We start from the raw sequence: 21,845 nt of genomic DNA, 5'->3' as shown, positions 1-21,845 counted from the left end.
CTTCTCGTATGGCTGGGGTACCTGGACTCGAACCAAGAACAACTGAACCAGAATCAGCCGTGTTGCCAATTACACCATACCCCAATGGCCCGAAACCGAGGTTCTCGGGCCGAGAGTCAACTGTAGCCTACCCGCCCGCCGCAGCCAAACTGAGCCGGTCTCACCCGATCGTGCCGGGTTCCGAGGGTGCAGCTCCGCAAGATCCGTGCCGCGAAAGCGGTGAAGATCGCGGGAGAGCACCCCCGGAACTCGTGGTCTCGATACGCGCTTCGCGCTGCTCGACCGACGAATACGAGCGTCAGCCGACGAGCGCCGCCAGGCGGTCGATGCGCGCGAGCGAGTCGACCTTGCCGAGGATCTGCATCGACTCGAACAGCGGCGGCGAGACGCGGCGGCCCGAGACGGCGGTGCGCACGGGGCCGAAGGCCACGCGGGGCTTCAGCCCGAGACCGTCGATGAGGGCGGCGCGCAGCGCCTCCTCGATCTCGGCGGTGTTCCAGGCCGAGGCGGGCAGCGCGTCGAGGGCGTCGCGGGCAGCCGAGAGCACGGCGGAAGCGTCGGCCGGCAGGCCGCCGACGGCGGCCTCGTCGTACTCGAGCCCCGAGGCATCCGTGAACAGGAAGCCGAGCATGCCGGGCGCCTCGCCCAGCAGGGCGATGCGCTCCTGCACGAGCGGGGCCGCCTCGGCGAGCACCGACTCCTCGGCCGCCGAGATCGGCGTCGAGGCGACGCCCGCGGCCTGCAGGTACGGCACGGTGCGGGCTGCGAAGTCGTCGGCCGAGAGCTGGCGGATGTGGTCGCCGTTGATCGCCTCGGCCTTCTTGAGGTCGAAGCGCGCGGGGTTCGGGTTGACGTTCTCGACGTCGAACGCGGCGACGAGCTCGTCGCGGCTGAACACGTCTCGGTCGGCCGAGAAGCCCCAGCCGAGCAGCGCCAGGTAGTTCAGCAGCCCCTCGGGGATGAACCCGCGGTCGCGGTGGTGGAACAGGTTCGACTCGGGGTCGCGCTTCGAGAGCTTCTTGTTGCCCTCGCCCATGACGTAGGGCAGGTGGCCGAACCGCGGGATGAACGTCGTCACGCCGATGTCGATGAGCGCGCGGTAGAGCGCGATCTGGCGCGGCGTCGACGAGAGCAGGTCTTCGCCGCGCAGCACGTGCGTGATGCCCATGAGCGCGTCGTCGACGGGGTTCACGAGCGTGTAGAGCGGGGCGCCGTTGGGGCGCACGAGCACGAAGTCGGTGGTCGAACCCGCCGGGAAGTCGATGCGTCCGCGCACGAGGTCGTCGAAGCCGAGCTCGACCTCGGGCACCCGCAGGCGCAGCGCGGGCTGTCGCCCCTCGGCTCGGAACGCGGCCCGCTGCTGCTCCGTCAGGTCGCGGTCGAAGTTGTCGTAGCCGAACTGCTTCGGCCGGCCGGCGGCCTCGTTGCGGGCGTCGATCTCTTCGGCGGTCGAGAACGACTCGTAGAGATGGCCGGCCGCCTTCAGCTTCTCGATGACGCCGGCGTAGATGTCGCCTCGCATCGACTGGCGGTACGGCTCGTGCGGGCCGCCGACACCGACGCCCTCGTCCCACGAGAGGCCGAGCCAGGTCAGCGCGTCGAGGATCTGCTCGTAGCTCTCCTCGCTGTCGCGCGCGGCGTCGGTGTCTTCGATGCGGAACACGAACGTGCCGCCGGTGTGCCGCGCGTACGCCCAGTTGAAGAGGGCGGTGCGCACGAGACCCACGTGCGGGGTTCCGGTCGGTGAAGGGCAGAAGCGCACACGGATGTCGCTGCCGGTGGCCTGGGTGACGGGGTGAGCTGAATCGGACATCGGCTCAATGGTACCGACGCGGGCGGTGGGTTCGCGGTGCCGGGGTGGCGCGCTCAGCCCTCGTGACCCGCCAGCGCGGCCAGCGCCGACAGCGCCGCCGCGACGGCGGGCACCCGGTCGGCGCCCTTGGCGGTCACCAGATGCAGCGACCGCACGTCGGCGCGGGCCGTCGGCCGCGTGACGACCCCCGGATGCCTCGGCGACGCGGCGAGCGCGAGCGCCGGCAGCAGCGCGACGCCGAGCCCCTGCGCGACCATGCCCTCGACGGCGACGAAGTTGTCGGTCTCGAACGCGATGCGCGGCGTGAACCCGGCGGCGCCGGCGAGTTCGAGCAGGTGGCCGCGGCACCGCGGGCAGCCCGCGATCCACGGCTCCTCCCCCAGCTCGGCCAGATCGATCGTCTCGGATGCCGCGGCCGCATGCCCCGTGGGCAGCACGAGCCGCATCGGCTCGTCGCCGTAGCTGCGCACGTCGAGACCGCGCGCGCTCGCCCGGTGCGGGTCGTCGCGGTCGCCCGGGTAGCTGAAGGTGATCGCCACGTCGGCCCGGTCGCCGCGCACGGCGGCGACGGCCTCGGGGGGCTCCGCCTCGACGTAGGTCACCGTGACGCCGGGATGCTCGGCCGCGAGGGCGGCGATGAGTCGGGGCACGAGCGTGGCCGACGCCGACGGGAACGCGACGAGGCGCACCCGTCCTGCGCGGAGTCCCCGGAGTTCGGCGAGCTCGCCCGCGGCCGCTTCGAGCGCGGTCGCGACGGCGTTCGCGTGGCGGGCGAGCACCCGGCCCGATTGGGTGAGGCGGATGCCTCGGCCCACGCGTTCGACGAGGGCGATGCCGGTGCGCTCCTCGAAACGGCGCAGCTGCTGGCTCACGGCGGGCTGGCTGTAGCCGAGCGCCTCAGCTGCGGCCGTGAGCGAGCCGTGCTCGGCGATGCGTCGCACGACCCGCACGGTCTGCAGGTCGAGGGCTGCGGCGAGGGCTTCGATCGAGGCGTCCGACATGCCGTAATCATAATCGGACGTTATGCATATCATCGCTCACTGGGCCTTGTCGAATGATTCTCGGACGTCGAGGCTGGAGGCATGCTCGAACTCGGAGACCGCTTCGCCGCCGGCCGCGGCTATCTGGCCGCCTGCACGCTGGGACTTCCCGCCGATGTGACCCGCGACGCCGTGCGCCGCGACCTGGAGCGGTGGGCGACCGGCACCGCGAGCGCCGCCGACTACTCGGCGACTCTCGAGCGGGCGCGCGGTCACGCTGCCGCGCTGCTCGGTACCGTGGCCGAGCGCGTGGCGACCGGCTCGCAGGTCTCGGTGTTCGCCGGGCTCGCCGCCGCGTCGGCGCCGGCCGGTGCCGAGATCCTCTGCGTCGACGGCGACTTCTCGTCGGTCGTCGCACCGTTCCTCGCCCGGGGCGACCTCCGAGTGCGCCACGTGCCGCTCGACGCCCTCGCGGACGCGATCTCGACGTCGACCTGGCTCGTCTCCTACTCGCTCGTGCAGTCGGCGACCGGGGAGGTCGCCGACGAGGCATCCATCGCCGCTGCCGCCCGGGCGGCCGGCGCGCTGACGCTCGTCGACACGACCCAGGCGACCGGCTGGATGCCGACCGACGAGGTCGCCGGCGACCTCGTCGTCTGCCACGCGTACAAGTGGCTCGGCGCACCGCGCGGTGCGGCCTTCGCGGCGTTCTCCGACCGCGCGGTCGCCGAATTCACCCCGCACACCGCGGGATGGTACTCGGGTGCCGACCCGTGGGCATCGTGCTACGGGCCCGAGCTGCACCTCGCCGAGGGCGCGCGCCGGTTCGAGGTCTCCCCCGCGTGGCATGCCTGGGCCGGCGCCGAGGCGGCGCTCGGGTTCGCCGCGTCGCTCGACCTGCGGGCGGTGCGGCGCCACGATGTCGGGCTCGCGAACGCGTTCCGCGAGCGGCTCGGGCTCGAGGCATCCGACTCGGCCATCGTGACCTGGCCCGACGAGACCGGGTGCGACCTCGCCGCGCTGACCGCGGCCGGGCTCGTCGCGTCGGGGCGCGCAGGTCGGGCGCGGGTCGCGTTCCACCTCTGGAACGACGAAGAGGATGTCGCCCTCGCCGCCGACGCGGTCACCGGCTCACGCAGCCCGCTCGGCGTCGGCTGAGCCGTTCGGCATCGGCGCCCGAGCCGTCGGGTGCATCGATCATGCCCGCCGCCTCGAGGCGTTCGCGCGTGGTGATGGTCTTGTGCATCGAGCCCGATCCGCCCTCGAGGCGTCGCCGGATCGATGCGGCGATCCGCTGCGCCTGCGTCTTCGCCCGTCCGGCGGTGGGGCCGGCGAAACGGGCATCGACCTCGGCGTTCCACAGCTCGAGCCAGCGATCGAACTCGGGTGCGCCGAGCGTCGCCTTCGCGTGCACCGCGACGTGCAGCGCGAGCGCGTTGCGGCGGTAGGCACCGGTGTCGAACAGCACCGTCTCCCAGAAGTCGCACATGATCGGCAGGTGGTGGTCGAGGTCCATGTGCGCGACGTCGGTGAAGATGGGGCCGATGAGCGGGTCCGCGAACGCACGACGGTAGAACGCCCCGATCAGCGCGGCGAGATCGTCGCGGTCGCGGATGTCTCGCCGCTCCCCGCTCGCCGCACCCATGCCCCGACTCGCCTACTGCGCGGCGCGCACCGGGTTCGAGAGGCTGCCGAGCCCTGAGATCGTGACTTCGACCGTGTCGCCGTCGACGATCGGGCCGACGCCCGCGGGCGTGCCCGTGAGGATGACGTCGCCCGGCAGCAGCGTGAACACGCTCGAGGCGTACGCGACGATCGCGGGCACCGAGTGCACGAGGTCGGCCAGTCGCCCGTCCTGGCGGCGTTCGCCGTTGACGCTGGTCTCGATCGTGCCGGCCGCGAAGTCGACGTCGGTGTCGATGACCGGGCCGAGCGGGCAGAACGAGTCGAAGCCCTTCGCGCGGGTCCACTGGCCGTCGCGGCGCTGCAGGTCGCGGGCCGTCACGTCGTTCGCGATGGTGTAGCCGAAGATCACCTGGTCGGCGTCGGCTTCGCTCACGTTCTTCGCGATGCGCCCGATGACGACCGCGAGCTCGCCCTCGTGCTCGACCTGCTCGCTCTGCCTCGGCAGCACGATCGCGTCGCCGGGGCCGATCACCGAGGTGTTCGGCTTCAGGAAGAGCAGCGGCTCGGCGGGCGCCTCGCCACCCATCTCGGCCGCGTGGTCGCGGTAGTTCTTGCCGACCGCGATGACCTTCGACCGCGGGATCACGGGCGCCAGCAGCTTCGCCTCGGTCAGCGGAACCCGCTCGCCCGTCGGCTCGTAGCCGGCGAACATCGGGTCGGCCTTCAACACGACGAGCTCGTGCTCCTCTTCGTCGACGACGCCGAACGAGATGGTCTCACCGTGGCTGAACCGCGCGATCTTCATGACGTCAAGCCTATCGGCGCGGTCTTCGCCCGCCGAGTCGCCGAACAGTGCTGCTCATGACGCGAAGAAGAGCATGCTTCGGCGACTCGATGAGCGTGCCGACCACCGGGCACGCCGGCGGGGCGACGCAGCGGCCCGACCGGCTCAGCCGTCGGGGATCAGCCGCTTGCCGAGGCTCACCGCGTCGTCGATCACGTAGCCGAGCCGCTCGTAGAAGGCGATCACCTCGGTGTTCGACGTGCGCACCTGCAGGTTGAGCTTGGGGCAGCCGCGCTCGATGAGCCGGCGCTCGGCCTCGTCCATGAGCGCTCGCCCGAGTCCCGTGCCGCGGGCCGGGTCGGCGACCGCGAGGTAGTTGACCCACCCGCGGTGCCCCTCGTAGCCGACCATCGCCGTGCCGACCACGCGGCCGGCGGCGGGATCGCCGGCCACCGCGACCAGGAACAGCTCGGGCTGCACCGAGAGCTTGCGCTCGACGTCGAGGTAGGGGTCGTTCCACGGCTTCACGAGACCCGCTGCGCGCCAGAGCGCGACCACCGCCTCGGTGTCGCCGACGGCGAACGGCCGGATCGCGATCGATCCGGCCGTCACCGTCTCATCCGCAGGCGCCGACGAGGAGGAGGACGCCTCGGTCACGCGTCGAGCCGCACCATCCAGCCGTGACGGTCTTCGACGCGGCCGTACTGGATGCCCGTGAGCTCGTCGCGCAGCGACATCGCGAGCTCCGTCGCGGCGTCGCCCTCGTGCACGATCTCGAAGTCGTCCGCGAGCAGCTTGCCGATCGGCACGACGACCGCGGCGGTGCCGCACGCGAACGCGCCGATGATCTCGCCCGACTCGGCCCCCCGGCGCCACTCGTCGATCGAGATCTTGCGCTCTTCGACCTCGATGCCGCGGTCGCGCGCGAGCTGCAGGATCGAGTCGCGCGTGATGCCCTCGAGGATCGAGTCGGACTCGGGGGTCAGCAGCCGGCCGTCGCGCGTGACGAGCACGACGTTCATGCCGCCGAGCTCTTCCAGGTTGCGCTCGTCGTCGAGGAAGAGCACCTGCTGGCAGCCCTTCTCGTACGCCTCGGCCTGCGGCAGCAGGCTCGACGCGTAGTTGCCGCCGGTCTTGGCGGCACCGGTGCCGCCCTTGCCGGCGCGGGCGTAGTTCGTCGAGAGCCAGATGTTCACGGGCTGCACGCCGCCGGGGAAGTACGCCCCGGCCGGGCTCGCGATGAGGTAGTACGCGACTTTCTTCGCGGGACGGACGCCGAGGAACGCCTCTTTCGCGAACATGAACGGACGCAGGTACAGGCTCGTCTCGTCGGCCGAGGGCACCCACGCTCCGTCGACCGAGATGATCTGGGCGAGCGAGTCGAGGAAGATCGACTCGGGCAGCTCGGGCAGCGCGAGGCGGCGGGCGGAGCGCTGCATGCGCGCGGCGTTCGCCTGCGGGCGGAAGGTCTGGATCGAGCCGTCGGCGTGACGGTAGGCCTTGAGGCCCTCGAAGATCTCCTGCGCGTAGTGCAGCACGGCGGCCGCGGGGTCGAGCTGGATGGGACCGTACGGCGAGACGCGCGGCCGATGCCAGCCGCCCTTCTCGCTCCAGCACACGTCGACCATGTGATCGGTGAAGTGCTGGCCGAAGCCCGGAGCGGCGAGGATCGCCTCGCGCTCGGCGTCGGACTTCGCCTCGGGGTTGCGGATGGTCTGCCAGATGAGCCCGGCGGCGGTCGGGGCCTGGAGCGGAAGGTCGATGGTCATGGCGCCCTCTCTCAGAGATGCGGATATGGGATGCGGTTGCTACGAATTCGCGGGCACCGTCGCCGCGATGCGGGCGGCGATGCGGTCGCCGACCTCGCTGGTCGACCGTGCGGCGTCGCCGCGCTCGGCGACGTCGTCGGCGATCGCCCGTTCGACGCGGGTCGCGGCATCCGTCTCGCCCAGGTGGCGGAGCAGGAGCGCGACCGAGCCGATCGCGGCGGTCGGGTCGGCGATGCCCTTCCCGGCGATGTCGGGAGCCGAACCGTGAACCGGCTCGAACATGCTCGGGAACGTGCCGTCGGGGTTGATGTTGCCCGAGGCTGCGAGTCCGATGCCGCCGCTGATTGCGCCGGCCAGATCGGTGAGGATGTCGCCGAAGAGGTTGTCCGTGACGATGACATCGAATCTAGCAGGATCGGTGACGAGGAAGATCGTCGCCGCGTCGACGTGCAGGTAGTCGACCGCGACATCGGGGAACTCGGCGGCGACGGCGTCGACCGTGCGCTTCCACAGCGACCCCGCGAAGACGAGCACGTTCGTCTTGTGCACGAGCGTGAGCTTGTTGCGGCGGCGGGATGCCTCGGCGAACGCGTAGCGGACGACGCGCTCGACCCCGTACGCGGTGTTGACCGAGACCTCGTTCGCGACCTCCGCGGGCGTGCCGACGCGGATCGCCCCGCCGTTGCCGACGTACGGGCCCTCGGTGCCCTCGCGCACGACGACGAAGTCGACGTCGCCGGGATTCGCGAGCGGGCTCACGACCCCCGGGTAGAGCACGCTCGGGCGCAGGTTCACGTAGTGGTCGAGCTCGAAGCGGAGCTTCAGCAGCAGGCCGCGCTCGATGTTGGCGCCGGCCAGCCGCGGGTCGCCCGGCACCCCGCCGACCGCGCCGAGCAGGATCGCGTCGTGCGCCTTGATGGCGTCGAGGTCGGCATCGGTCAGCACGTCGCCCGTCTCGAGGTAGCGTGCGGCACCGAGCGAGAACGGCGTCTGCTCGAACGCGAGGTCGCCCCCGGCCGTCGCAGCGTCGAGCACCTTGAGCGCCTCGGCGACGACCTCGGGGCCGATGCCGTCTCCGGGGATGACCGCGAGCTTGACCGTACGTACCATGGATTCTCCTTCTCGCACCAGCCCCTCCAGCGTAGTGCCGTACCTCGCTACGCTCAGCCCTATGACGAGGACCCGTCGCCTGACGGGATGCTCATCGAGGCGGCGTCCGCCCACGGCCGTCGCGGAACAAGGGAGGACGCAATGAGTCTGGGACTCGGTATCGTGCTCGTCGTCATCGGCGCGATCCTCACGTACGCCCTGAATGTCACGGTCGACTGGATCGACCTGCAACTCGTCGGCTACATCCTGATGGCCGCCGGTGCGGTGATCATCGTGATCGGGATCATCCTGCTCGTCCGGCGCCGCCGGACGATCGCGACGTCGCACACGAGCGTCGACCCCACGACGGGAGACCGGATGACTCGGGCCGAGAACTCCACGCCCGAGGACCCGACGCTCTGATCGTCACGGCGTGACCCGCCGCACCCTCGCCGCCGAGCCGGTGCGGGCGCCCGACGCACGCGCGACCCGTCGCGTGCCCGGGCGTCCGCCCGGGCGGCCGGCGCTCAGTCGTGCTGCGCGGGGTTGCGCAGCGTGACCGCCGCGACGACCGCGGCGGCGACCATGAGGCCGACGCCGATGAGCGAGGTCACGAGCACGCCGCCGTCGAACGCGACGGCCGCGGCGCCCATGAGCTCGTCGGCCTGCGCCGGGGGCAGCTCGCTCGCGACGGCCGCCGCGCCTGCGAGCGTCTCGCGCGAGGCATCCGCCTGGGCCGCCGTCAGGGAGGCGGGCAGTTCGATCGCGCTCGCGTAGTGCGCCGCGATGATGCTGCCGAGGCCCGCGGTGCCGAGCACCGCGCCGAGTTCGTACGCCGTCTCCGAGACGGCCGACGCCGCGCCCGCCTTCGCGGGCGGCGCGCTCGAGAGGATGAGCTCGTTCGAGACGGTCTCGGCCATGCCGATCCCGATGCCGAGCATCGTGAACGCGACGATCACGGCCCCGGTCGACCCGTCGGAAGCGCCGAACGCCACCACGAGGTAGCCGCCCGCCGACAGCGTGAGCGCCGAGGGCACGAGCACCCTCGGGTGCACGCGACGTGCGATCGGCACGACGACGAGGCCCGAGATGATCATCGCGATGAGTCCGGGCAGGAGTGCGAGCCCCGCCTCGACGGGCGAGAGCCCCGCGATGATCTGCAGGTGCTGCGACACGAAGAACAGGAAGCCGACGAGCGACACGACGCTCAGGAGGTTCACGAGCACGGCGCCGCCGAACGGCCCCACCGTGAAGAGGCGCACGTCGAGCATCGGGGCGTCGCTTGCGAGCTGGCGCCGCACGAACAGGTAGCCGGCCAGGAGCCCGCCGACGATGAACAGCGGGCCGACGACGTCGATGCCCTCCGTCGCGAGGTGCTTGATGCCGAACACGATCGGCGCCATCGTCGCGAGCGACAGCAGGATGCTCCAGACGTCGATGCGACCGGGATTCGGGTCGCGGCTCTCGGTGATGAGCAGCGGCACGAGCACGAGCATCGGCACGAGCACGGGCACCGCGAGCAGGAACACCGAACCCCACGCGAAGTGCTCGAGGAGCACGCCGCCCACGAGCGGTCCGAGCGCGCTGCCCGCGGCGAACGCCGAGGCCCAGATCGCGATCGCGAGACGCCGCTGCTCGCGATCGCTGAAGATCGAGCGCAGCAGCGACAGCGTCGAGGGCATGAGCATCGCGCCGAAGAAGCCGAGCGCGGCACGCGCCGCGATGAGGAGTTCGGCGGTCGGCGCGAAGGCCGCCCCGACCGAGACGGCCGCGAAGCCGATCGAGCCGATCATGAGCATGCGGCGACGGCCCCAGCGGTCGCCGGCGCTGCCCATCGCGACGAGCAGGGCGGCGAGCACGAGCGGGTAGGCGTCGATGATCCAGAGCTGCTGCGCGGCGGTCGGCGCGAGGTCGCTCGAGATCTCGGGCAGTGCGAAGCTCAGCACCGTGTTGTCGATCGACACGAGCAGCGCCGGCAGCATGAGCACCGCGAGGGCGAGCCAGGCGCGGCGCGGCGCTCGGCCGGCTCGGGCCGCAGCCCGGGCGCGGGTGGCGGCGGCCGCGGCGGATGCCTCGGGCACGGCGCGCGGCCGGCCGTTCGTCTGGTTCGTGGTCGTGGTCGTGGTGGCCGTCTGGTCGGTCATGGTTTCACTCAGTTTCTATACCGTCTGGCTGGTATAGTAACAGAATCCGCCGACGTCGCGGCAGCCGCCTCGCCCAGCACGCGATCACCGCCGTTTCAGGGAGAATGAAGCCATGGCCCGCCCACCCGCCGCCCGCGAAGCGGTGCTCGACGCCTTCGAACGGCTCATCATCGCCGACGGCGAGCGCACCGCGACGATCGACGCGACCGCCCGCGCCGCCGGCGTCTCGAAGGGCGGGCTGCTCTACCACTTCGGCTCGAAGCAGGCCCTCGTCGCGGGGCTCATCGAGCGCCTGCTGCGCCTCGTCGACGAAGACCTGACGCGCATCGACGAGGCGCCCGACGGCGCGATCGCCTACTTCCTGCGCTCCTCGCTCGACATCGAGACCCCGCTCGACCACACCTTCGTGGCGACGCTGCGGCTCGCCCAGGGCGGCGATCGCGAGGCGGGGCGCGCACTCGACGAGGCCGAGACCCGCTGGATCGAGACCATCACGCGGCACGTCGGCGACCCGACGCTCGCCCTCGCCGTCACCCTCCTGGGCGACGGCCTCTACCATCGGGCGGCCCTCCGCGCAGAAGCCGTCGGCGTCGACCTCCCCGCCGCCGCGACCGGGTCGGTCTCGGCCGAGCAGCTGACGGCGCTCGTCGCCCTGCTCGAGCGCCTCGTCACCCGCTGACAATAGGTCGCTCCCGGCGTCGGCGCGACGCTCCGAGAGGATCGACCGGATCCGCTTCAGCCGGCGACGTCACAGGACATTCCGGCCGGCACCACCGCATACGCACCCGCCGACCGCATGCCCCTGCAACGTCCCAGAACGACGGATGCCTCGGCGCGACGCCCGCGAGGGCGCAGCGCCGAGGCATCCGGGCGGTGAATCGACCTACTCGGTGATGTCGATCTCGACGAACAGCGTCGCGTCGATCGCCTCGCGCACCCGGTCGAGCACGTCGGCCGGAACCGGCGAGTCGACCGTGAGCACGCTGAGCGCCGATCCGCCGGCCTCGCGACGGGCGATCTGCATGCCGGCGATGTTGATGCCGGCCTCGCCGAACTCCCGGCCGTAGACCGCGACGATGCCGGGGCGGTCGGTGTACTCCATGATGATGTGCGTCGTCGCGATCGGCACCTCGAGCTCGTAGCCGTTCACGCCGACGAGCTTCTCGGCCTGCTTCGGGCCGGTCAGCGTGCCCGCGACCGACACCTGGGTGCCGTCGGCGAGTGCGCCGCGCAGCGTGATGACGTTGCGGTACTCGGGGCTGTCGGCCTCGGTGATGAGGCGCACCTGCACGCCGCGCTGCTCGGCGAGGAGCGGCGCATTGACGTACGACACGGTCTCGGAGACGACGTTCGTGAACACGCCCTTGAGCGCCGCGAGCTTCAGCACGCTCACGTCGTAGTCGACGAGCTCGCCGCGCACCTCGACGTCGAGGCTCGTGAGCGCGCCGTGGGCGAGGCCCGAGAACAGCTGCCCGAGCTTCTCGACGAGCGGGATGCCGGGGCGAACGTACGGGTCGATGACGCCGCCTGCGACGTTGACGGCGTCGGGCACCAGTTCGCCGGCGAGGGCGAGGCGCACCGACTTCGCGACCGAGACGCCCGCCTTCTCCTGCGCGTCATCGGTCGACCCGCCGAGGTGCGGCGTCGCGATGAGGTTCGGCAGGCCGATGAGCGGCGACTCCTTCGGCGGCTCCTGCACGAAGACGTCGAGCGCGGCGCCCGCGATCTCGCCCGAGACGAGGGCGTCGTGCAGCGCCTGCTCGTCGATGAGGCCGCCGCGGGCGACGTTCACGATGTACGCCGTGTTCTTCATCTTGGCGAGCTGCTCTGCGCCGATCATGCCGACCGTCTCGGGCGTGCGCGGCATGTGGATCGTGACGAAGTCGCTGCGCTCGAGCAGTTCGTCGAGCGAGACGGTCTGCACGCCGAGCTGCTGGGCGCGCGCCGACGTGATGAACGGGTCGTACGCGATGACCTCGACGCCGAACGCCTGCAGGCGGGCGGTGATGAGCGCGCCGATGCGGCCGAGACCGATGATGCCGACGGTCTTCTCGTACAGCTCGGTGCCGGTGTAGGCCGAGCGCTTCCACTCCCCCGCCGAGAGCGAGGCGTGCCCGGCCGGGATGTGGCGGGCGAGGCTCAGGATGTGGCCGATCGTCAGCTCGGCGGCCGAGATGATGTTCGACGTCGGGGCGTTGACGACCATGACGCCGGCCGTCGTGGCCGCCTTCACGTCGACGTTGTCGAGGCCGACGCCGGCACGGGCGACGACCCGCAGGTTCGGCGCCGCGGCGATGGCCTCGGCGTCGACCTTCGTGGCCGAACGGATGAGGACGGCGGCGGCATCGGCGAGCGCCGACAGGAGCGCCGGACGGTCGGTACCGTCGACCTTGCGGATCTCGAAGTCGGGCCCGAGGGCGTCGACGGTGGCGGGCGAGAGTTCTTCGGCGATCAGCACGACCGGCTTTGACACGAACGGTTCCTTCGGGGCGGTGCGCGACGAAGCGCGCAAAGGGGGGTGCGCCTACGCCAGTGGGGGCGCCGTTACCCCGACAACCCTACTGGAGCATGACGCCGCATCTCGTTCTGTGACGGCCCACGACACCGGTCGATCGGGCCGGAATGGGTGAAAGCGCGAACGAACTGTGCGCGGACTCGGGTGTCAGCCGACGACGACCCCGCGCACGAGTCCCAGCAGCACCGTGCAGCTGAGGAACAGCGCGCCGGAGACGCAGAGTCCGGTGAAGTACAGCGCGACGCGAGGGAGCACGCCGCGCGACCGGCCGAGCGCGAACGCGGCGAAGAAGCACGCGAACGGCGCGAGGAACGCCACGGTCATGATCGCCCAGCCCGCCGGCGAGAACGTCAGCCCGATGCCGAGCAGCTGCACGACGCTCTCGACGACCTCCCACACGTCGTACGCGTAGAAGAGGCCGAACAGCGTCGCGAGCGCGACATCGAGCCACATCGGCACGCGGCGCGAGGGGGCGGACGCCTCAGGGGCGAGCGGTTCGGCGGTCATGCGGTCACCCCCAGTACGAACGGCAGCGGGACGAGCACGACGGCGCCCGCGACGAGCCAGAGGAATCGCGACCGCGTGGTCGTCGTGCCGCGCAGTGCCAGCGCGAACCAGCAGGGCGCAGCGAGCACGGCGAGCCAGAGCCCGAGCGAGTACATGGCGTCGCTCACGACGCTCGTGCCGGGCGCCGACGTCCGCACGGCGGTGATGAGCCAGCCGATCGTGTAGAGCAGGTAGACCCCGCCGAGCACGCCCAGGGCGATGAGCACGGCCGAGCCCGTCTGCGCCGGGGCATCCTCGTCGCTCGACCCGCCGGCCTCCTCGTCGGCCGCTCCGTCGTCGGCCGGTTCCGCGGCTCCCGCATCAGCGAGCGGAACCGCCTTGCCGACGGTCTTCCAGCCTGGGGCGAGGGTCGGGTCGTCGTCACCGTCCCAGCGCAGGGCGTCGTCGTCGGAATCAGGGTCGGGACGCATGGCTCCAGCCTAGCGGCGCGGCTCCCCGGGCCGCTCGCGGGAGTCAGGCGCCCGCGGTCACCCCGCGCCGGGCAGCCTCGACGGCGGCGGCCACGAGCGCCGCATCGGTCTCGTCGAATCCGTCGACCCCGCCGCCCGGTCCGCTCGCGCCGCCTCGCACGGCCCGCCCGCGGGCCGAGAGGTGCACCGCATCGACGCCCGCCGCGGCGAGCTCCGCGATGTCGTCGAGCCTCACTCCGCCGCCGGCCATGATCTCGAGTACGCCGGACGCCTCGGCCATGGCCGCGAGATTCGCGAGGCCCGTGCGGCAGTCGGCCGCGCCGCCCGAGGTGAGCACCCGCCGCACGCCGAGGCGAGCGAGACCGGCGACCGCGGCGCGGGGGTCGTTCGCGGCATCGACGGCGCGGTGCACGGTGACGTCGGCCTGCCCCGCGGCGTCGATGAACCGGCGCACGGCCTCGACGTCGAGGTCGCCCGTCTCGGTGAGCGCGCCGACGACCACGCCGTCGGCGCCGGCGGCGACCACGGCCCGGATGTCGCGCTCGATCGTGTCGAGCTCGTCGGCGTCGTAGACGAATCCGCCGCCGCGCGGGCGCACGAGCACGTGCACGAACGAGGGTGCCGACGCCTCGGCGGCGAGCCCGACCGCCGTCTCGACGAGTCCGATCGACGGCGTGAGGCCGCCGAGGCCGAGGGCCTGGCAGAGCTCGATGCGCGCGGCACCGTGCTCGAGCGCGATGCGCGTGCCCGAGGCATCCTGAACGGCGATCTCGACGGGGAGCGGGAAGGCGACCATTCTCGACAGCGTAGCGGGCGGCACCGCGCTCCGACGTCGCCGCCGTCTCCGCGGACCTCGACACCGCGGCCGCACGGCGGCGGCCCGCCCCGAGGCATCCTCGGAGCGGGCCGCCGTGCGCGCGACACGACCCGTTACGGGAAGACCGGCACCCCGTTGCGAACGAGCTTCCAGTTCACGGTGTGGAAGGTGGCCGGGTCGATCGTGCCCTGCTCCGAGGCGTAGGCGACGATCGCCTCGCGGATGGCGACCTGGGCGTTGTAGACGACCGGTGCCGACGCGATGTGCGGGAATCCTCCACCGCCCGACTGGCGGTAGTTGTTCACGGCGACGAGGAACTGCTGGCCGTCGGTCACCGGCGCACCGTCGTACATGAGCGGCGAGATGCGCTGGCCGACCGGCTTCGAGATGTCGATCGTGTACTCGACGCCCGAGAACTGGTCGTAGTTGTAGTCGGGTGTGAACGCCGACCTCGGGGTCGCCGCGTTCGTCCACTTCTCGGGCTCGATCGGGGCGTCGGGCGCGACGACCTTGAAGTACTCGGCAGAGAACTCGAGGTACTGCTTGATCTGCGCGCCCGTGAGGATCGAGGCCATGAGCGTGTTGTCGTAGATGTAGAGCCCCGCGACGTCCTTGATCGTCACATCGCCCTGCGGGAAGCTCGCGGCCCGGTTGAAGGGCGCGGCGATCGAGACGATGGGCAGGGAGGCCTCGGGCGTGCCGGCGACCGCCGCGGCGACGGTCTCGGTCTGCACCTTGTTGACGTAGTCGAGGATCGCGGTGTCCTTCCAGCAGGACTCGGCAGCGAGCATCTCCTCGGTCGAGACCGCGACCTTCGAGTGCATGTAGTCGACGACGGCATCGTGCTGGTCGCGCACGATCGCGACGAACTCGGGGTCGTCGACGACGGTGTTCGCGTTGAGCAGGTACGCCTTGTGCTCGGCGACGGACCACTTGCCGCGCGCGTAGGCGAGATCGAGGTCGAAGACGCTGAGGCGCTGGCCCCAGTTCTTGGGCTCGCTCATGATGACCTCGGCGCCGGTCACGAGGTTCGTGACGAGGCGCTCGGGAATCTCCGCGTGCGCGTGACCGAAGAGGATCACGTCGACGTCCGGCACCTGCTCGGCGACGAGCTTCGCCGCGTTCTCGATCGGCAGTTCGGGCCCGTAGGTCGACAGGCCGCTCTCACCCGAGTGGGCGCTCACGACGATGATGTGGGCGCCCTCGGCCTTCATCACCGGAACCCAGCGCTTGGCGGTCTCGACGAGGTCGAGCACCTCGACCTTGCCCGACACGTTCGCCTTGTCCCAGATGACCACGCCGGGGTTCGTGAGTCCGAGCACGCCGACCTTGACGGGCGGGTGTCCCTTCGCGACCTTCATCGACGTGATGGTGTACGGCGTGTACCGGGGAACCTTCGTGCCCGCGTGGACGGCGTTCGCGGCGAGCACCGGGGCGTCCATCTGCGAGATCCAGTTGTCGAGGAAGTCGAGGCCGTAGTTGAACTCGTGGTTGCCGAGGGCGACGGCGTCGTACTCGAGGGCGTTCATCTGCGCGGCCACCGGGTGCATCGCACCCGATTCGGTGATCGGATCGACGGTCGCGTAGTAGAACCCGAGCGGGGTGCCCTGGATGGTGTCGCCGGCGTCGAACAGCAGGGTGTTGCCGCGCCCCCGGTCGGCGCGGACCTGCTTCACGAGGCTGGCCACCCGCGAGAGCCCGACCGCGTTGCTCGGAACACCCGGCTTGCCGTCGTAGTACACCGCGTCCTTGTAGTAGTCCCAGTTGACGACGTTCGCGTGCAGGTCGGACGTGCCCATGATCGTGATCTTCGCCGTCGTGCCGTTCGTCGCCGCCGTCGCCGGGGCGGCCGACCAGCCGGCCGCGGCGAGGGCGGTCGCGGCCGAGGCGCCGATCAGGACGTTTCGTCGGGTGAAACCGGATGACGCGTGGCCGACCTCTTCGTCGGGAACTGCGCACGAGCACCAGCGGGGGACGGGTTCGTGATTCGAGTGATCGCTCATGGCATCGAATCCGACCACGTCGGGATGGCTCACTGCAAGGGTTTGCAGCTGAATTCCTCGTGCTCATTCGCGCACGGCGACGAACGGCCCGTCCAGGAGGGAATTCCTGGACGGGCCGTGTGGGTTCCGAGACGCGTCGGGCTTCGCCCGGCGCTCCTCAACCGGCGGGGTGGGTCAGCGAGCGACCTCGCCGTCGACGTAGTCGTCGTCGTCCGACGAGTTCCACGCGAAGAGCTTGCGCAGCTCGCGGCCGGTCGTCTCGATCGGGTGCTGCTCGCCCTTGGCGCGGAGCTCGAGGAACTCCTTCTGCCCGTTGTCCTGGTCGGCGATGAAGCGCTTCGCGAAGGTGCCGTCCTGGATGTCGGCGAGCACCGCCTTCATGTTCTCCTTGACCGACGGGTCGATGACGCGGGGGCCCGACACGTAGTCGCCGTACTCCGCCGTGTCGGAGACCGACCAGCGCTGCTTGGCGATGCCGCCCTCCCACATGAGGTCGACGATGAGCTTGAGCTCGTGCAGCACCTCGAAGTAGGCGATCTCGGGCTGGTAGCCGGCCTCGACGAGGGTCTCGAAGCCGTACTGCACGAGCTGCGAGGTGCCGCCGCAGAGCACGGCCTGCTCGCCGAACAGGTCGGTCTCGGTCTCTTCGGTGAAGGTGGTCTTGATGACGCCGGCGCGGGTGCCGCCGATGCCCTTGGCGTACGACTTCGCGAGCTCCCAGGCGGTGCCGGTCGCGTCCTGCTCGACGGCGATGATGTCGGGGATGCCTCGGCCGGCGACGAACTCGCGGCGCACGGTGTGACCGGGCGCCTTCGGCGCGACGAGGATCACGTCGACGCCCGCGGGCGCCTCGATGTAGCCGAAGCGGATGTTGAAGCCGTGACCGAAGACGAGCGCGTTGCCCTCGACGAGGTTGTCGCGCACCGACTCCGCGTAGATGTGGCGCTGGTACTGGTCGGGGGCGAGGATGACGACGACGTCGGCCCACGCCGCGGCATCCGCGACGCTCTTGACCTCGAAGCCGGCCTCTTCGGCCTTCTGGATCGACTTCGAGCCCTCCTTGAGGCCGATGACGACCTCGACGCCCGAGTCGCGCAGGTTCTGCGCGTGCGCGTGGCCCTGCGAGCCGTAGCCGATGACGGCGACCTTCTTGCCCTGGACGATCGAGAGGTCGGCGTCCTGGTCGTAATACATCTCAGCCATTGCTGTTCTTCTCCTTGGTGTGGGTGTTCATGACGGATGCCTCGGCGCCGTGCCGCGGCATCCGCGCTCAGTTCTTGAAGACGCGTTCGGTGATGCTCTTGCCGCCACGGCCGATCGCGAGGAGACCCGACTGGGCGATCTCCTTGATGCCGTAGGGCTCGAGCACCTTGAGCAGCGCCTGGGTCTTGCCCGAGTCGCCGGTGACCTCGATCACGAGTGCGTCGGTCGAGACGTCGACGACGCGGGCGCGGAAGAGGTTGACCGCCTCGAGCACCTGCGAGCGGGTCGTGTTGTCGACGCGCACCTTGATCAGCAGGTGCTCGCGCTGCACCGACTGGGCGGGGTCGAGCTCGACGATCTTGATGACGTTGACGAGCTTGTTGAGCTGCTTCGTCACCTGCTCGAGCGGCAGGTCCTCGACGTCGACGACGACCGTGATGCGGCTGAGGCCGTCGATCTCGGAGTGGCCGACCGCGAGCGACTCGATGTTGAAGCCGCGGCGTGCGAAGAGGCCCGCGACGCGGGTCAGGAGGCCGGGCTTGTCCTCGACGAGGAGTGAGAGCACGTGGGTCGACATGGTCAGTCCTCCTCGCTGAAGGCCGGCGCGTGATCGCGGGCGTACTGGATGTAGCTGTTCGACACGCCCTGCGGCACCATCGGCCACACCATCGCGTCGGCGGAGACGACGAAGTCGATCACGACCGGGCGGTCGTTCGTCTCGAGGGCGAGCTTGATCGCGTCGTCGACCTCCTCTTTCTTCGTGACGCGGATGCCGAGGGCGCCGTACGCCTCGGCGAGCTTCACGAAGTCGGGGATGCGAACGGTGTCGTGCCCCGTGTTGAGGTCGGTGTTCGAGTACCGGCCGTCGTAGAACAGGGTCTGCCACTGGCGCACCATGCCGAGCGAGGAGTTGTTGATGACCGCGACCTTGATGGGGATGTCGTTCAGGGCGCACGTCGCGAGCTCCTGGTTCGTCATCTGGAAGCAGCCGTCGCCGTCGATCGCCCAGACGTCGCGGTCGGGCTGCGCGACCTTCGCTCCCATCGCCGCGGGCACCGCGTAGCCCATCGTGCCGGCGCCGCCGGAGTTGAGCCACGAGTTGGGGCGCTCGTACTTGATGAACTGGGCCGCCCACATCTGGTGCTGGCCGACGCCCGCGGCGTAGACGCCCTCGGGGCCGGTGAGCTCGCCGATGCGCTCGATCACGTACTGCGGGGCGAGCAGTCCGTCGCTCGGCTCGGAGTAGCCGAGCGGGTACTCGTTGCGGAGCCCGTCGAGCGTCGCCCACCACTCGTCGAGGTCGGGCGTCGTCGCGCGGATCGCGTCGCGGTAGGCGGCGCCGAGGTCGACGAGCACCTCTTTCAGGTCGCCCACGATCGGCACGTCGGCCGTGCGGATCTTGGAGATCTCGGCGGGGTCGATGTCGACGTGCACGACCTTCGCATCGGGGGCGAACAGCGCGGCCTTGCCGGTGACCCGGTCGTCGAAGCGCGCACCGAGGGCGACGATGAGGTCGGACTCCTGCAGCGCGAGCACCGCGGGCACGGTGCCGTGCATGCCGGGCATGCCGAGGTGCTGCGGGTGCGAGTCGGGGAAGGCGCCGCGGGCCATGAGCGTCGTGACGACCGGGGCCTTCGTCGTCTCGGCGAGCGCGAGCAGCTCTTCGGAGGCGCGGGCGCGGATGACGCCGCCGCCGACGTAGAGCACCGGGCGCCTGGCCGCCGCGATCAGCTGGGCTGCGGCGGTGACCTGCTTGCCGTGCGCCTTCGTGATCGGGCGGTAGCCGGGCAGTTCGACCTTCGGCGGCCATCGGAAGGGGAACTTCGCCTGCTGGGCGTCCTTCGTGATGTCGACGAGCACGGGGCCGGGCCGGCCCGTCGTGGCGATGTGCACGGCCGCGGCGATCGTGGCGGGGATGTCCTCCGCCTTCTTCACGAGGAAGGAGTGCTTCGTGATCGGCATCGTGATGCCGACGATGTCGGCCTCCTGGAAGGCGTCGGTGCCCATGAGCGTCGAGAACACCTGGCCGGTGATCGCGAGCAGCGGCACCGAGTCCATGTGCGCGTCGGCGATGGCGGTGACGAGGTTCGTCGCGCCGGGCCCCGACGTGGCGATCGTGACGCCGAGCCGGCCGCTCGACGACGCGTAGCCCTGGGCGGCGTGGCCGCCGCCCTGCTCGTGACGGACGAGGATGTGGCGGAGCTTCTTGCTCTCGAAGAGCGGGTCGTAGACGGGCAGGATGGCCCCGCCCGGGAGTCCGAAGACGTCGGTGACGCCGAGCAGTTCGAGCGAACGGACGACCGCCTCGGCACCCGTGATCTCCACGGGTGCAGCGGACGGCACGGCCGCAGGCGTCGGCACGGGGGACGATTCCGTGGGCATGCGGTTCCTATCTGGTGGACGGTGATTGCGAAGGGTGCGCAGCACTCAGCCCGTCGTCGCGCCTTCGGCAGCGGAGCGCACGAGCTTGGAGTACTTCGCGAGAACGCCTCGGGTGTAGCGCGGAGGAAGCGGAGCCCAGCCCTCACGGCGGGCAGCCAGCTCGGCCTCGTCGACAAGTAGGTCGATGGACCGGGCTGCGATATCGACCCGAATCAGATCACCATCGCGCACGAAAGCAATCGGACCTGCGTCGACTGCTTCGGGTGCCAGATGGCCGATGCACAGGCCGGTTGTGCCGCCTGAGAATCGACCGTCCGTCAAGAGTAGTACATCTTTTCCGAGCCCTGCGCCCTTGATGGCCGCGGTGATCGCGAGCATCTCGCGCATGCCGGGGCCGCCCTTCGGCCCCTCGTAGCGGATCACGACGACGTCGCCGTGCTTGATCTCGCCGTTCGTGAGCGCATCCATCGCGCCGCGCTCGCGCTCGAACACGCGCGCAGGGCCCTCGAACACGGCCGCGTCGAAGCCGGCGGTCTTCACGACCGCGCCCTCGGGCGCGAGCGTACCGTGAAGGATGGTGAGGCCGCCGGTCTCGTGGATCGGGTCGTCGAGGGTGTGCAGCACCTCGCCGTCGAGCGGCGGCAGGTCGAGCTCGGCGAGGTTCTCGGCCATGGTCTTGCCGGTGACGGTGAGCACGTCGCCGTGCAGGAGGCCCGCGTCGAGCAGCGCCTTCATGAGCACGGGCACGCCGCCGCGGCGGTCGACGTCGTTCATGACGTACTTGCCGAACGGCTTGAGGTCGCCGATGTGCGGCACCTTCGAGCCGATGCGGTTGAAGTCGTCGAGGGTGAGATCGACCTCGGCCTCGCGGGCGATCGCGAGCAGGTGCAGCACGATGTTCGTCGAGCCGCCGAGCGCCATGCCGACGGCGATGGCGTTCTCGAAGGCCTTCTTGGTGAGGATCTGGCGGGCGGTGATGCCCTTGTTGAGGAGGTTGACGACGGCCTCGCCGGAGCGGTGCGCGTAGTAGTCGCGGCGGCGGTCGGCCGACGCCGGCGAGGCGGAGCCGGGCAGCGAGAGCCCGAGCGCCTCGGCGACCGACGCCATCGTGTTCGCGGTGTACATGCCGCCGCAGGCGCCCTCGCCGGGCGCGAAGGCGCACTCGATGCGCTTCGCATCGGCCTCGCTCATGGTGCCGGCCTTGACCGCGCCGACCGCCTCGAACGAGTCGATGATCGTGATGTCCTTCTCGGTGCCGTCGGAGAGGCGCACCCAACCGGGCGCGATCGAGCCGGCGTAGAGGAAGACGCTCGCGAGGTCGAGGCGGGCGGCCGCCATGAGCATGCCGGGGATCGACTTGTCGCAGCCGGCGAGCAGCACCGAGCCGTCGAGGCGCTCGGCCTGCATGACGACCTCGACCGAGTCGGCGATGACCTCGCGCGAGACGAGCGAGAAGTGCATGCCCTCGTGCCCCATCGAGATGCCGTCGGAGACCGAGACGGTGCCGAACTGCAGCGGGTAGCCGCCGCCGCCGTGCACGCCCTCCTTCGCGGCCTGCGCGAGGCGGCCGAGCGAGAGGTTGCAGGGGGTGATCTCGTTCCACGAGCTCGCGATGCCGATCTGCGGCTTGTCCCAGTCGGCATCGCCCATGCCGACGGCGCGGAGCATGCCCCGGCTCGTCATGGCCTCGATGCCATCGGTGACGGTACGACTACGCGGTTTGGGATCGAACTCCGACATGCA

General features: G+C 70.7%; 20 protein-coding genes and 1 tRNA gene. 3 read left to right on the top strand and 18 right to left on the bottom strand.

Annotated elements, in window-relative coordinates; all coding sequences use genetic code 11:
• Window positions 1-9: 9 nt before the first annotated feature.
• The 3 genes from ACFWGP_RS17355 to ACFWGP_RS17345 form a co-directional block, all read right to left on the bottom strand.
• A tRNA-Gln gene (locus ACFWGP_RS17355) sits at window positions 10-84 on the bottom strand.
• A 214-nt stretch (window positions 85-298) separates the two neighbouring features.
• Window positions 299-1,813, bottom strand: a complete 1,515-nt coding sequence (gene gltX / locus ACFWGP_RS17350) for a glutamate--tRNA ligase (protein ID WP_231430668.1) — start codon at window positions 1,811-1,813, stop codon at window positions 299-301.
• Window positions 1,814-1,866: 53 nt separating this feature from the next.
• Window positions 1,867-2,814: a LysR family transcriptional regulator gene (locus tag ACFWGP_RS17345; RefSeq protein WP_231430667.1), complete on the bottom strand. Its 948-nt coding sequence runs from the start codon at window positions 2,812-2,814 to the stop codon at window positions 1,867-1,869.
• Between the two features lie 81 nt (window positions 2,815-2,895).
• Between ACFWGP_RS17345 and ACFWGP_RS17340 the strand changes: the two genes are divergently transcribed.
• On the top strand, window positions 2,896-3,951 hold the full coding sequence (locus ACFWGP_RS17340) for an aminotransferase class V-fold PLP-dependent enzyme (RefSeq protein ID WP_376931451.1): 1,056 nt from the start codon (window positions 2,896-2,898) through the stop codon (window positions 3,949-3,951).
• Here ACFWGP_RS17340 and ACFWGP_RS17335 read toward each other — a convergent pair.
• The 5 genes from ACFWGP_RS17335 to ACFWGP_RS17315 form a co-directional block, all read right to left on the bottom strand.
• Complete coding sequence (locus ACFWGP_RS17335; RefSeq protein ID WP_376931450.1) at window positions 3,917-4,438, bottom strand: group III truncated hemoglobin; 522 nt, start codon at window positions 4,436-4,438, stop codon at window positions 3,917-3,919. The two genes, ACFWGP_RS17340 and ACFWGP_RS17335, sit on opposite strands and share 35 nt — an antisense overlap.
• Window positions 4,439-4,450: 12 nt before the next feature.
• Window positions 4,451-5,224 carry a fumarylacetoacetate hydrolase family protein gene (locus ACFWGP_RS17330; RefSeq protein ID WP_231430664.1) on the bottom strand — a complete coding sequence of 258 codons (774 nt, stop codon included), beginning with the start codon at window positions 5,222-5,224 and terminating at the stop codon, window positions 4,451-4,453.
• Between the two features lie 144 nt (window positions 5,225-5,368).
• Window positions 5,369-5,815, bottom strand: a complete 447-nt coding sequence (locus tag ACFWGP_RS17325) for a GNAT family acetyltransferase (protein ID WP_376931449.1) — start codon at window positions 5,813-5,815, stop codon at window positions 5,369-5,371.
• Between the two features lie 41 nt (window positions 5,816-5,856).
• On the bottom strand, window positions 5,857-6,972 hold the full coding sequence (locus ACFWGP_RS17320) for a branched-chain amino acid aminotransferase (protein WP_231430662.1): 1,116 nt from the start codon (window positions 6,970-6,972) through the stop codon (window positions 5,857-5,859).
• A 39-nt stretch (window positions 6,973-7,011) separates the two neighbouring features.
• Window positions 7,012-8,082 (bottom strand): 3-isopropylmalate dehydrogenase, encoded by a 1,071-nt coding sequence (locus ACFWGP_RS17315; protein ID WP_275505749.1) that lies wholly within the window; start codon window positions 8,080-8,082, stop codon window positions 7,012-7,014.
• A 141-nt stretch (window positions 8,083-8,223) separates the two neighbouring features.
• Between ACFWGP_RS17315 and ACFWGP_RS17310 the strand changes: the two genes are divergently transcribed.
• Window positions 8,224-8,484 (top strand): DUF6458 family protein, encoded by a 261-nt coding sequence (locus tag ACFWGP_RS17310; RefSeq protein ID WP_231430660.1) that lies wholly within the window; start codon window positions 8,224-8,226, stop codon window positions 8,482-8,484.
• Window positions 8,485-8,588: 104 nt separating this feature from the next.
• Here ACFWGP_RS17310 and ACFWGP_RS17305 read toward each other — a convergent pair whose 3' ends face one another.
• Window positions 8,589-10,205 carry an MFS transporter gene (locus ACFWGP_RS17305; protein ID WP_376931448.1) on the bottom strand — a complete coding sequence of 539 codons (1,617 nt, stop codon included), beginning with the start codon at window positions 10,203-10,205 and terminating at the stop codon, window positions 8,589-8,591.
• A gap of 112 nt (window positions 10,206-10,317) precedes the next feature.
• Between ACFWGP_RS17305 and ACFWGP_RS17300 the strand changes: the two genes are divergently transcribed.
• Window positions 10,318-10,884 (top strand): TetR/AcrR family transcriptional regulator, encoded by a 567-nt coding sequence (locus tag ACFWGP_RS17300; protein WP_231430658.1) that lies wholly within the window; start codon window positions 10,318-10,320, stop codon window positions 10,882-10,884.
• A 204-nt stretch (window positions 10,885-11,088) separates the two neighbouring features.
• Here ACFWGP_RS17300 and serA read toward each other — a convergent pair whose 3' ends face one another.
• From serA to ilvD, 9 genes are all read right to left on the bottom strand, one after another.
• On the bottom strand, window positions 11,089-12,678 hold the full coding sequence (gene serA / locus ACFWGP_RS17295) for a phosphoglycerate dehydrogenase (protein WP_231430657.1): 1,590 nt from the start codon (window positions 12,676-12,678) through the stop codon (window positions 11,089-11,091).
• Window positions 12,679-12,867: 189 nt separating this feature from the next.
• Window positions 12,868-13,227 (bottom strand): hypothetical protein, encoded by a 360-nt coding sequence (locus ACFWGP_RS17290; RefSeq protein WP_231430656.1) that lies wholly within the window; start codon window positions 13,225-13,227, stop codon window positions 12,868-12,870.
• Window positions 13,224-13,697, bottom strand: a complete 474-nt coding sequence (locus ACFWGP_RS17285; RefSeq protein WP_376931447.1) for a DNA polymerase III subunit gamma/tau — start codon at window positions 13,695-13,697, stop codon at window positions 13,224-13,226. The genes ACFWGP_RS17290 and ACFWGP_RS17285 overlap by 4 nt, the downstream gene beginning before the upstream one ends.
• 43 nt (window positions 13,698-13,740) lie before the next feature.
• Window positions 13,741-14,493, bottom strand: a complete 753-nt coding sequence (locus ACFWGP_RS17280) for a copper homeostasis protein CutC (RefSeq protein ID WP_275505746.1) — start codon at window positions 14,491-14,493, stop codon at window positions 13,741-13,743.
• 134 nt (window positions 14,494-14,627) lie between these two features.
• The gene (locus ACFWGP_RS17275) at window positions 14,628-16,517 is read right to left on the bottom strand and encodes a 5'-nucleotidase C-terminal domain-containing protein (protein ID WP_376931446.1); all 1,890 of its coding nucleotides are present in this window, start codon (window positions 16,515-16,517) and stop codon (window positions 14,628-14,630) included.
• A gap of 174 nt (window positions 16,518-16,691) precedes the next feature.
• On the bottom strand, window positions 16,692-17,720 hold the full coding sequence (gene ilvC / locus ACFWGP_RS17270) for a ketol-acid reductoisomerase (RefSeq protein ID WP_231430652.1): 1,029 nt from the start codon (window positions 17,718-17,720) through the stop codon (window positions 16,692-16,694).
• A gap of 67 nt (window positions 17,721-17,787) precedes the next feature.
• Complete coding sequence (gene ilvN, locus ACFWGP_RS17265) at window positions 17,788-18,297, bottom strand: acetolactate synthase small subunit (RefSeq protein ID WP_231430651.1); 510 nt, start codon at window positions 18,295-18,297, stop codon at window positions 17,788-17,790.
• A gap of 2 nt (window positions 18,298-18,299) precedes the next feature.
• On the bottom strand, window positions 18,300-20,102 hold the full coding sequence (locus ACFWGP_RS17260; RefSeq protein ID WP_376931445.1) for an acetolactate synthase large subunit: 1,803 nt from the start codon (window positions 20,100-20,102) through the stop codon (window positions 18,300-18,302).
• Between the two features lie 45 nt (window positions 20,103-20,147).
• Window positions 20,148-21,842, bottom strand: a complete 1,695-nt coding sequence (ilvD, locus tag ACFWGP_RS17255) for a dihydroxy-acid dehydratase (RefSeq protein WP_231430649.1) — start codon at window positions 21,840-21,842, stop codon at window positions 20,148-20,150.
• Window positions 21,843-21,845: the final 3 nt, after the last annotated feature.

The organism is Agromyces sp. NPDC127015 (assembly GCF_042725165.1).
GTDB lineage: Bacteria > Actinomycetota > Actinomycetes > Actinomycetales > Microbacteriaceae > Agromyces > Agromyces chromiiresistens.
This window is presented reverse-complemented; position numbering and strand designations above follow the sequence as displayed.

Bases quoted from the DNA above. Each gene is read 5' to 3' on its own strand.
- ilvC (WP_231430652.1), bottom strand. From the start codon at position 17,720: ATGGCTGAGATGTATTACGACCAGGACGCCGACCTCTCGATCGTCCAG.
- ACFWGP_RS17345 (WP_231430667.1), bottom strand. From the start codon at position 2,814: ATGTCGGACGCCTCGATCGAAGCCCTCGCCGCAGCCCTCGACCTGCAG.
- ACFWGP_RS17340 (WP_376931451.1), top strand. From the start codon at position 2,896: ATGCTCGAACTCGGAGACCGCTTCGCCGCCGGCCGCGGCTATCTGGCC.
- ACFWGP_RS17280 (WP_275505746.1), bottom strand. From the start codon at position 14,493: ATGGTCGCCTTCCCGCTCCCCGTCGAGATCGCCGTTCAGGATGCCTCG.
- ACFWGP_RS17315 (WP_275505749.1), bottom strand. From the start codon at position 8,082: ATGGTACGTACGGTCAAGCTCGCGGTCATCCCCGGAGACGGCATCGGC.
- ACFWGP_RS17300 (WP_231430658.1), top strand. From the start codon at position 10,318: ATGGCCCGCCCACCCGCCGCCCGCGAAGCGGTGCTCGACGCCTTCGAA.
- ilvD (WP_231430649.1), bottom strand. From the start codon at position 21,842: ATGTCGGAGTTCGATCCCAAACCGCGTAGTCGTACCGTCACCGATGGC.
- ACFWGP_RS17320 (WP_231430662.1), bottom strand. From the start codon at position 6,972: ATGACCATCGACCTTCCGCTCCAGGCCCCGACCGCCGCCGGGCTCATC.
- ACFWGP_RS17335 (WP_376931450.1), bottom strand. From the start codon at position 4,438: ATGGGTGCGGCGAGCGGGGAGCGGCGAGACATCCGCGACCGCGACGAT.
- ACFWGP_RS17310 (WP_231430660.1), top strand. From the start codon at position 8,224: ATGAGTCTGGGACTCGGTATCGTGCTCGTCGTCATCGGCGCGATCCTC.
- ACFWGP_RS17260 (WP_376931445.1), bottom strand. From the start codon at position 20,102: ATGCCCACGGAATCGTCCCCCGTGCCGACGCCTGCGGCCGTGCCGTCC.
- ilvN (WP_231430651.1), bottom strand. From the start codon at position 18,297: ATGTCGACCCACGTGCTCTCACTCCTCGTCGAGGACAAGCCCGGCCTC.
- ACFWGP_RS17305 (WP_376931448.1), bottom strand. From the start codon at position 10,205: ATGACCGACCAGACGGCCACCACGACCACGACCACGAACCAGACGAAC.
- ACFWGP_RS17330 (WP_231430664.1), bottom strand. From the start codon at position 5,224: ATGAAGATCGCGCGGTTCAGCCACGGTGAGACCATCTCGTTCGGCGTC.
- gltX (WP_231430668.1), bottom strand. From the start codon at position 1,813: ATGTCCGATTCAGCTCACCCCGTCACCCAGGCCACCGGCAGCGACATC.
- ACFWGP_RS17285 (WP_376931447.1), bottom strand. From the start codon at position 13,697: ATGCGTCCCGACCCTGATTCCGACGACGACGCCCTGCGCTGGGACGGT.
- ACFWGP_RS17290 (WP_231430656.1), bottom strand. From the start codon at position 13,227: ATGACCGCCGAACCGCTCGCCCCTGAGGCGTCCGCCCCCTCGCGCCGC.
- ACFWGP_RS17275 (WP_376931446.1), bottom strand. From the start codon at position 16,517: ATGAGCGATCACTCGAATCACGAACCCGTCCCCCGCTGGTGCTCGTGC.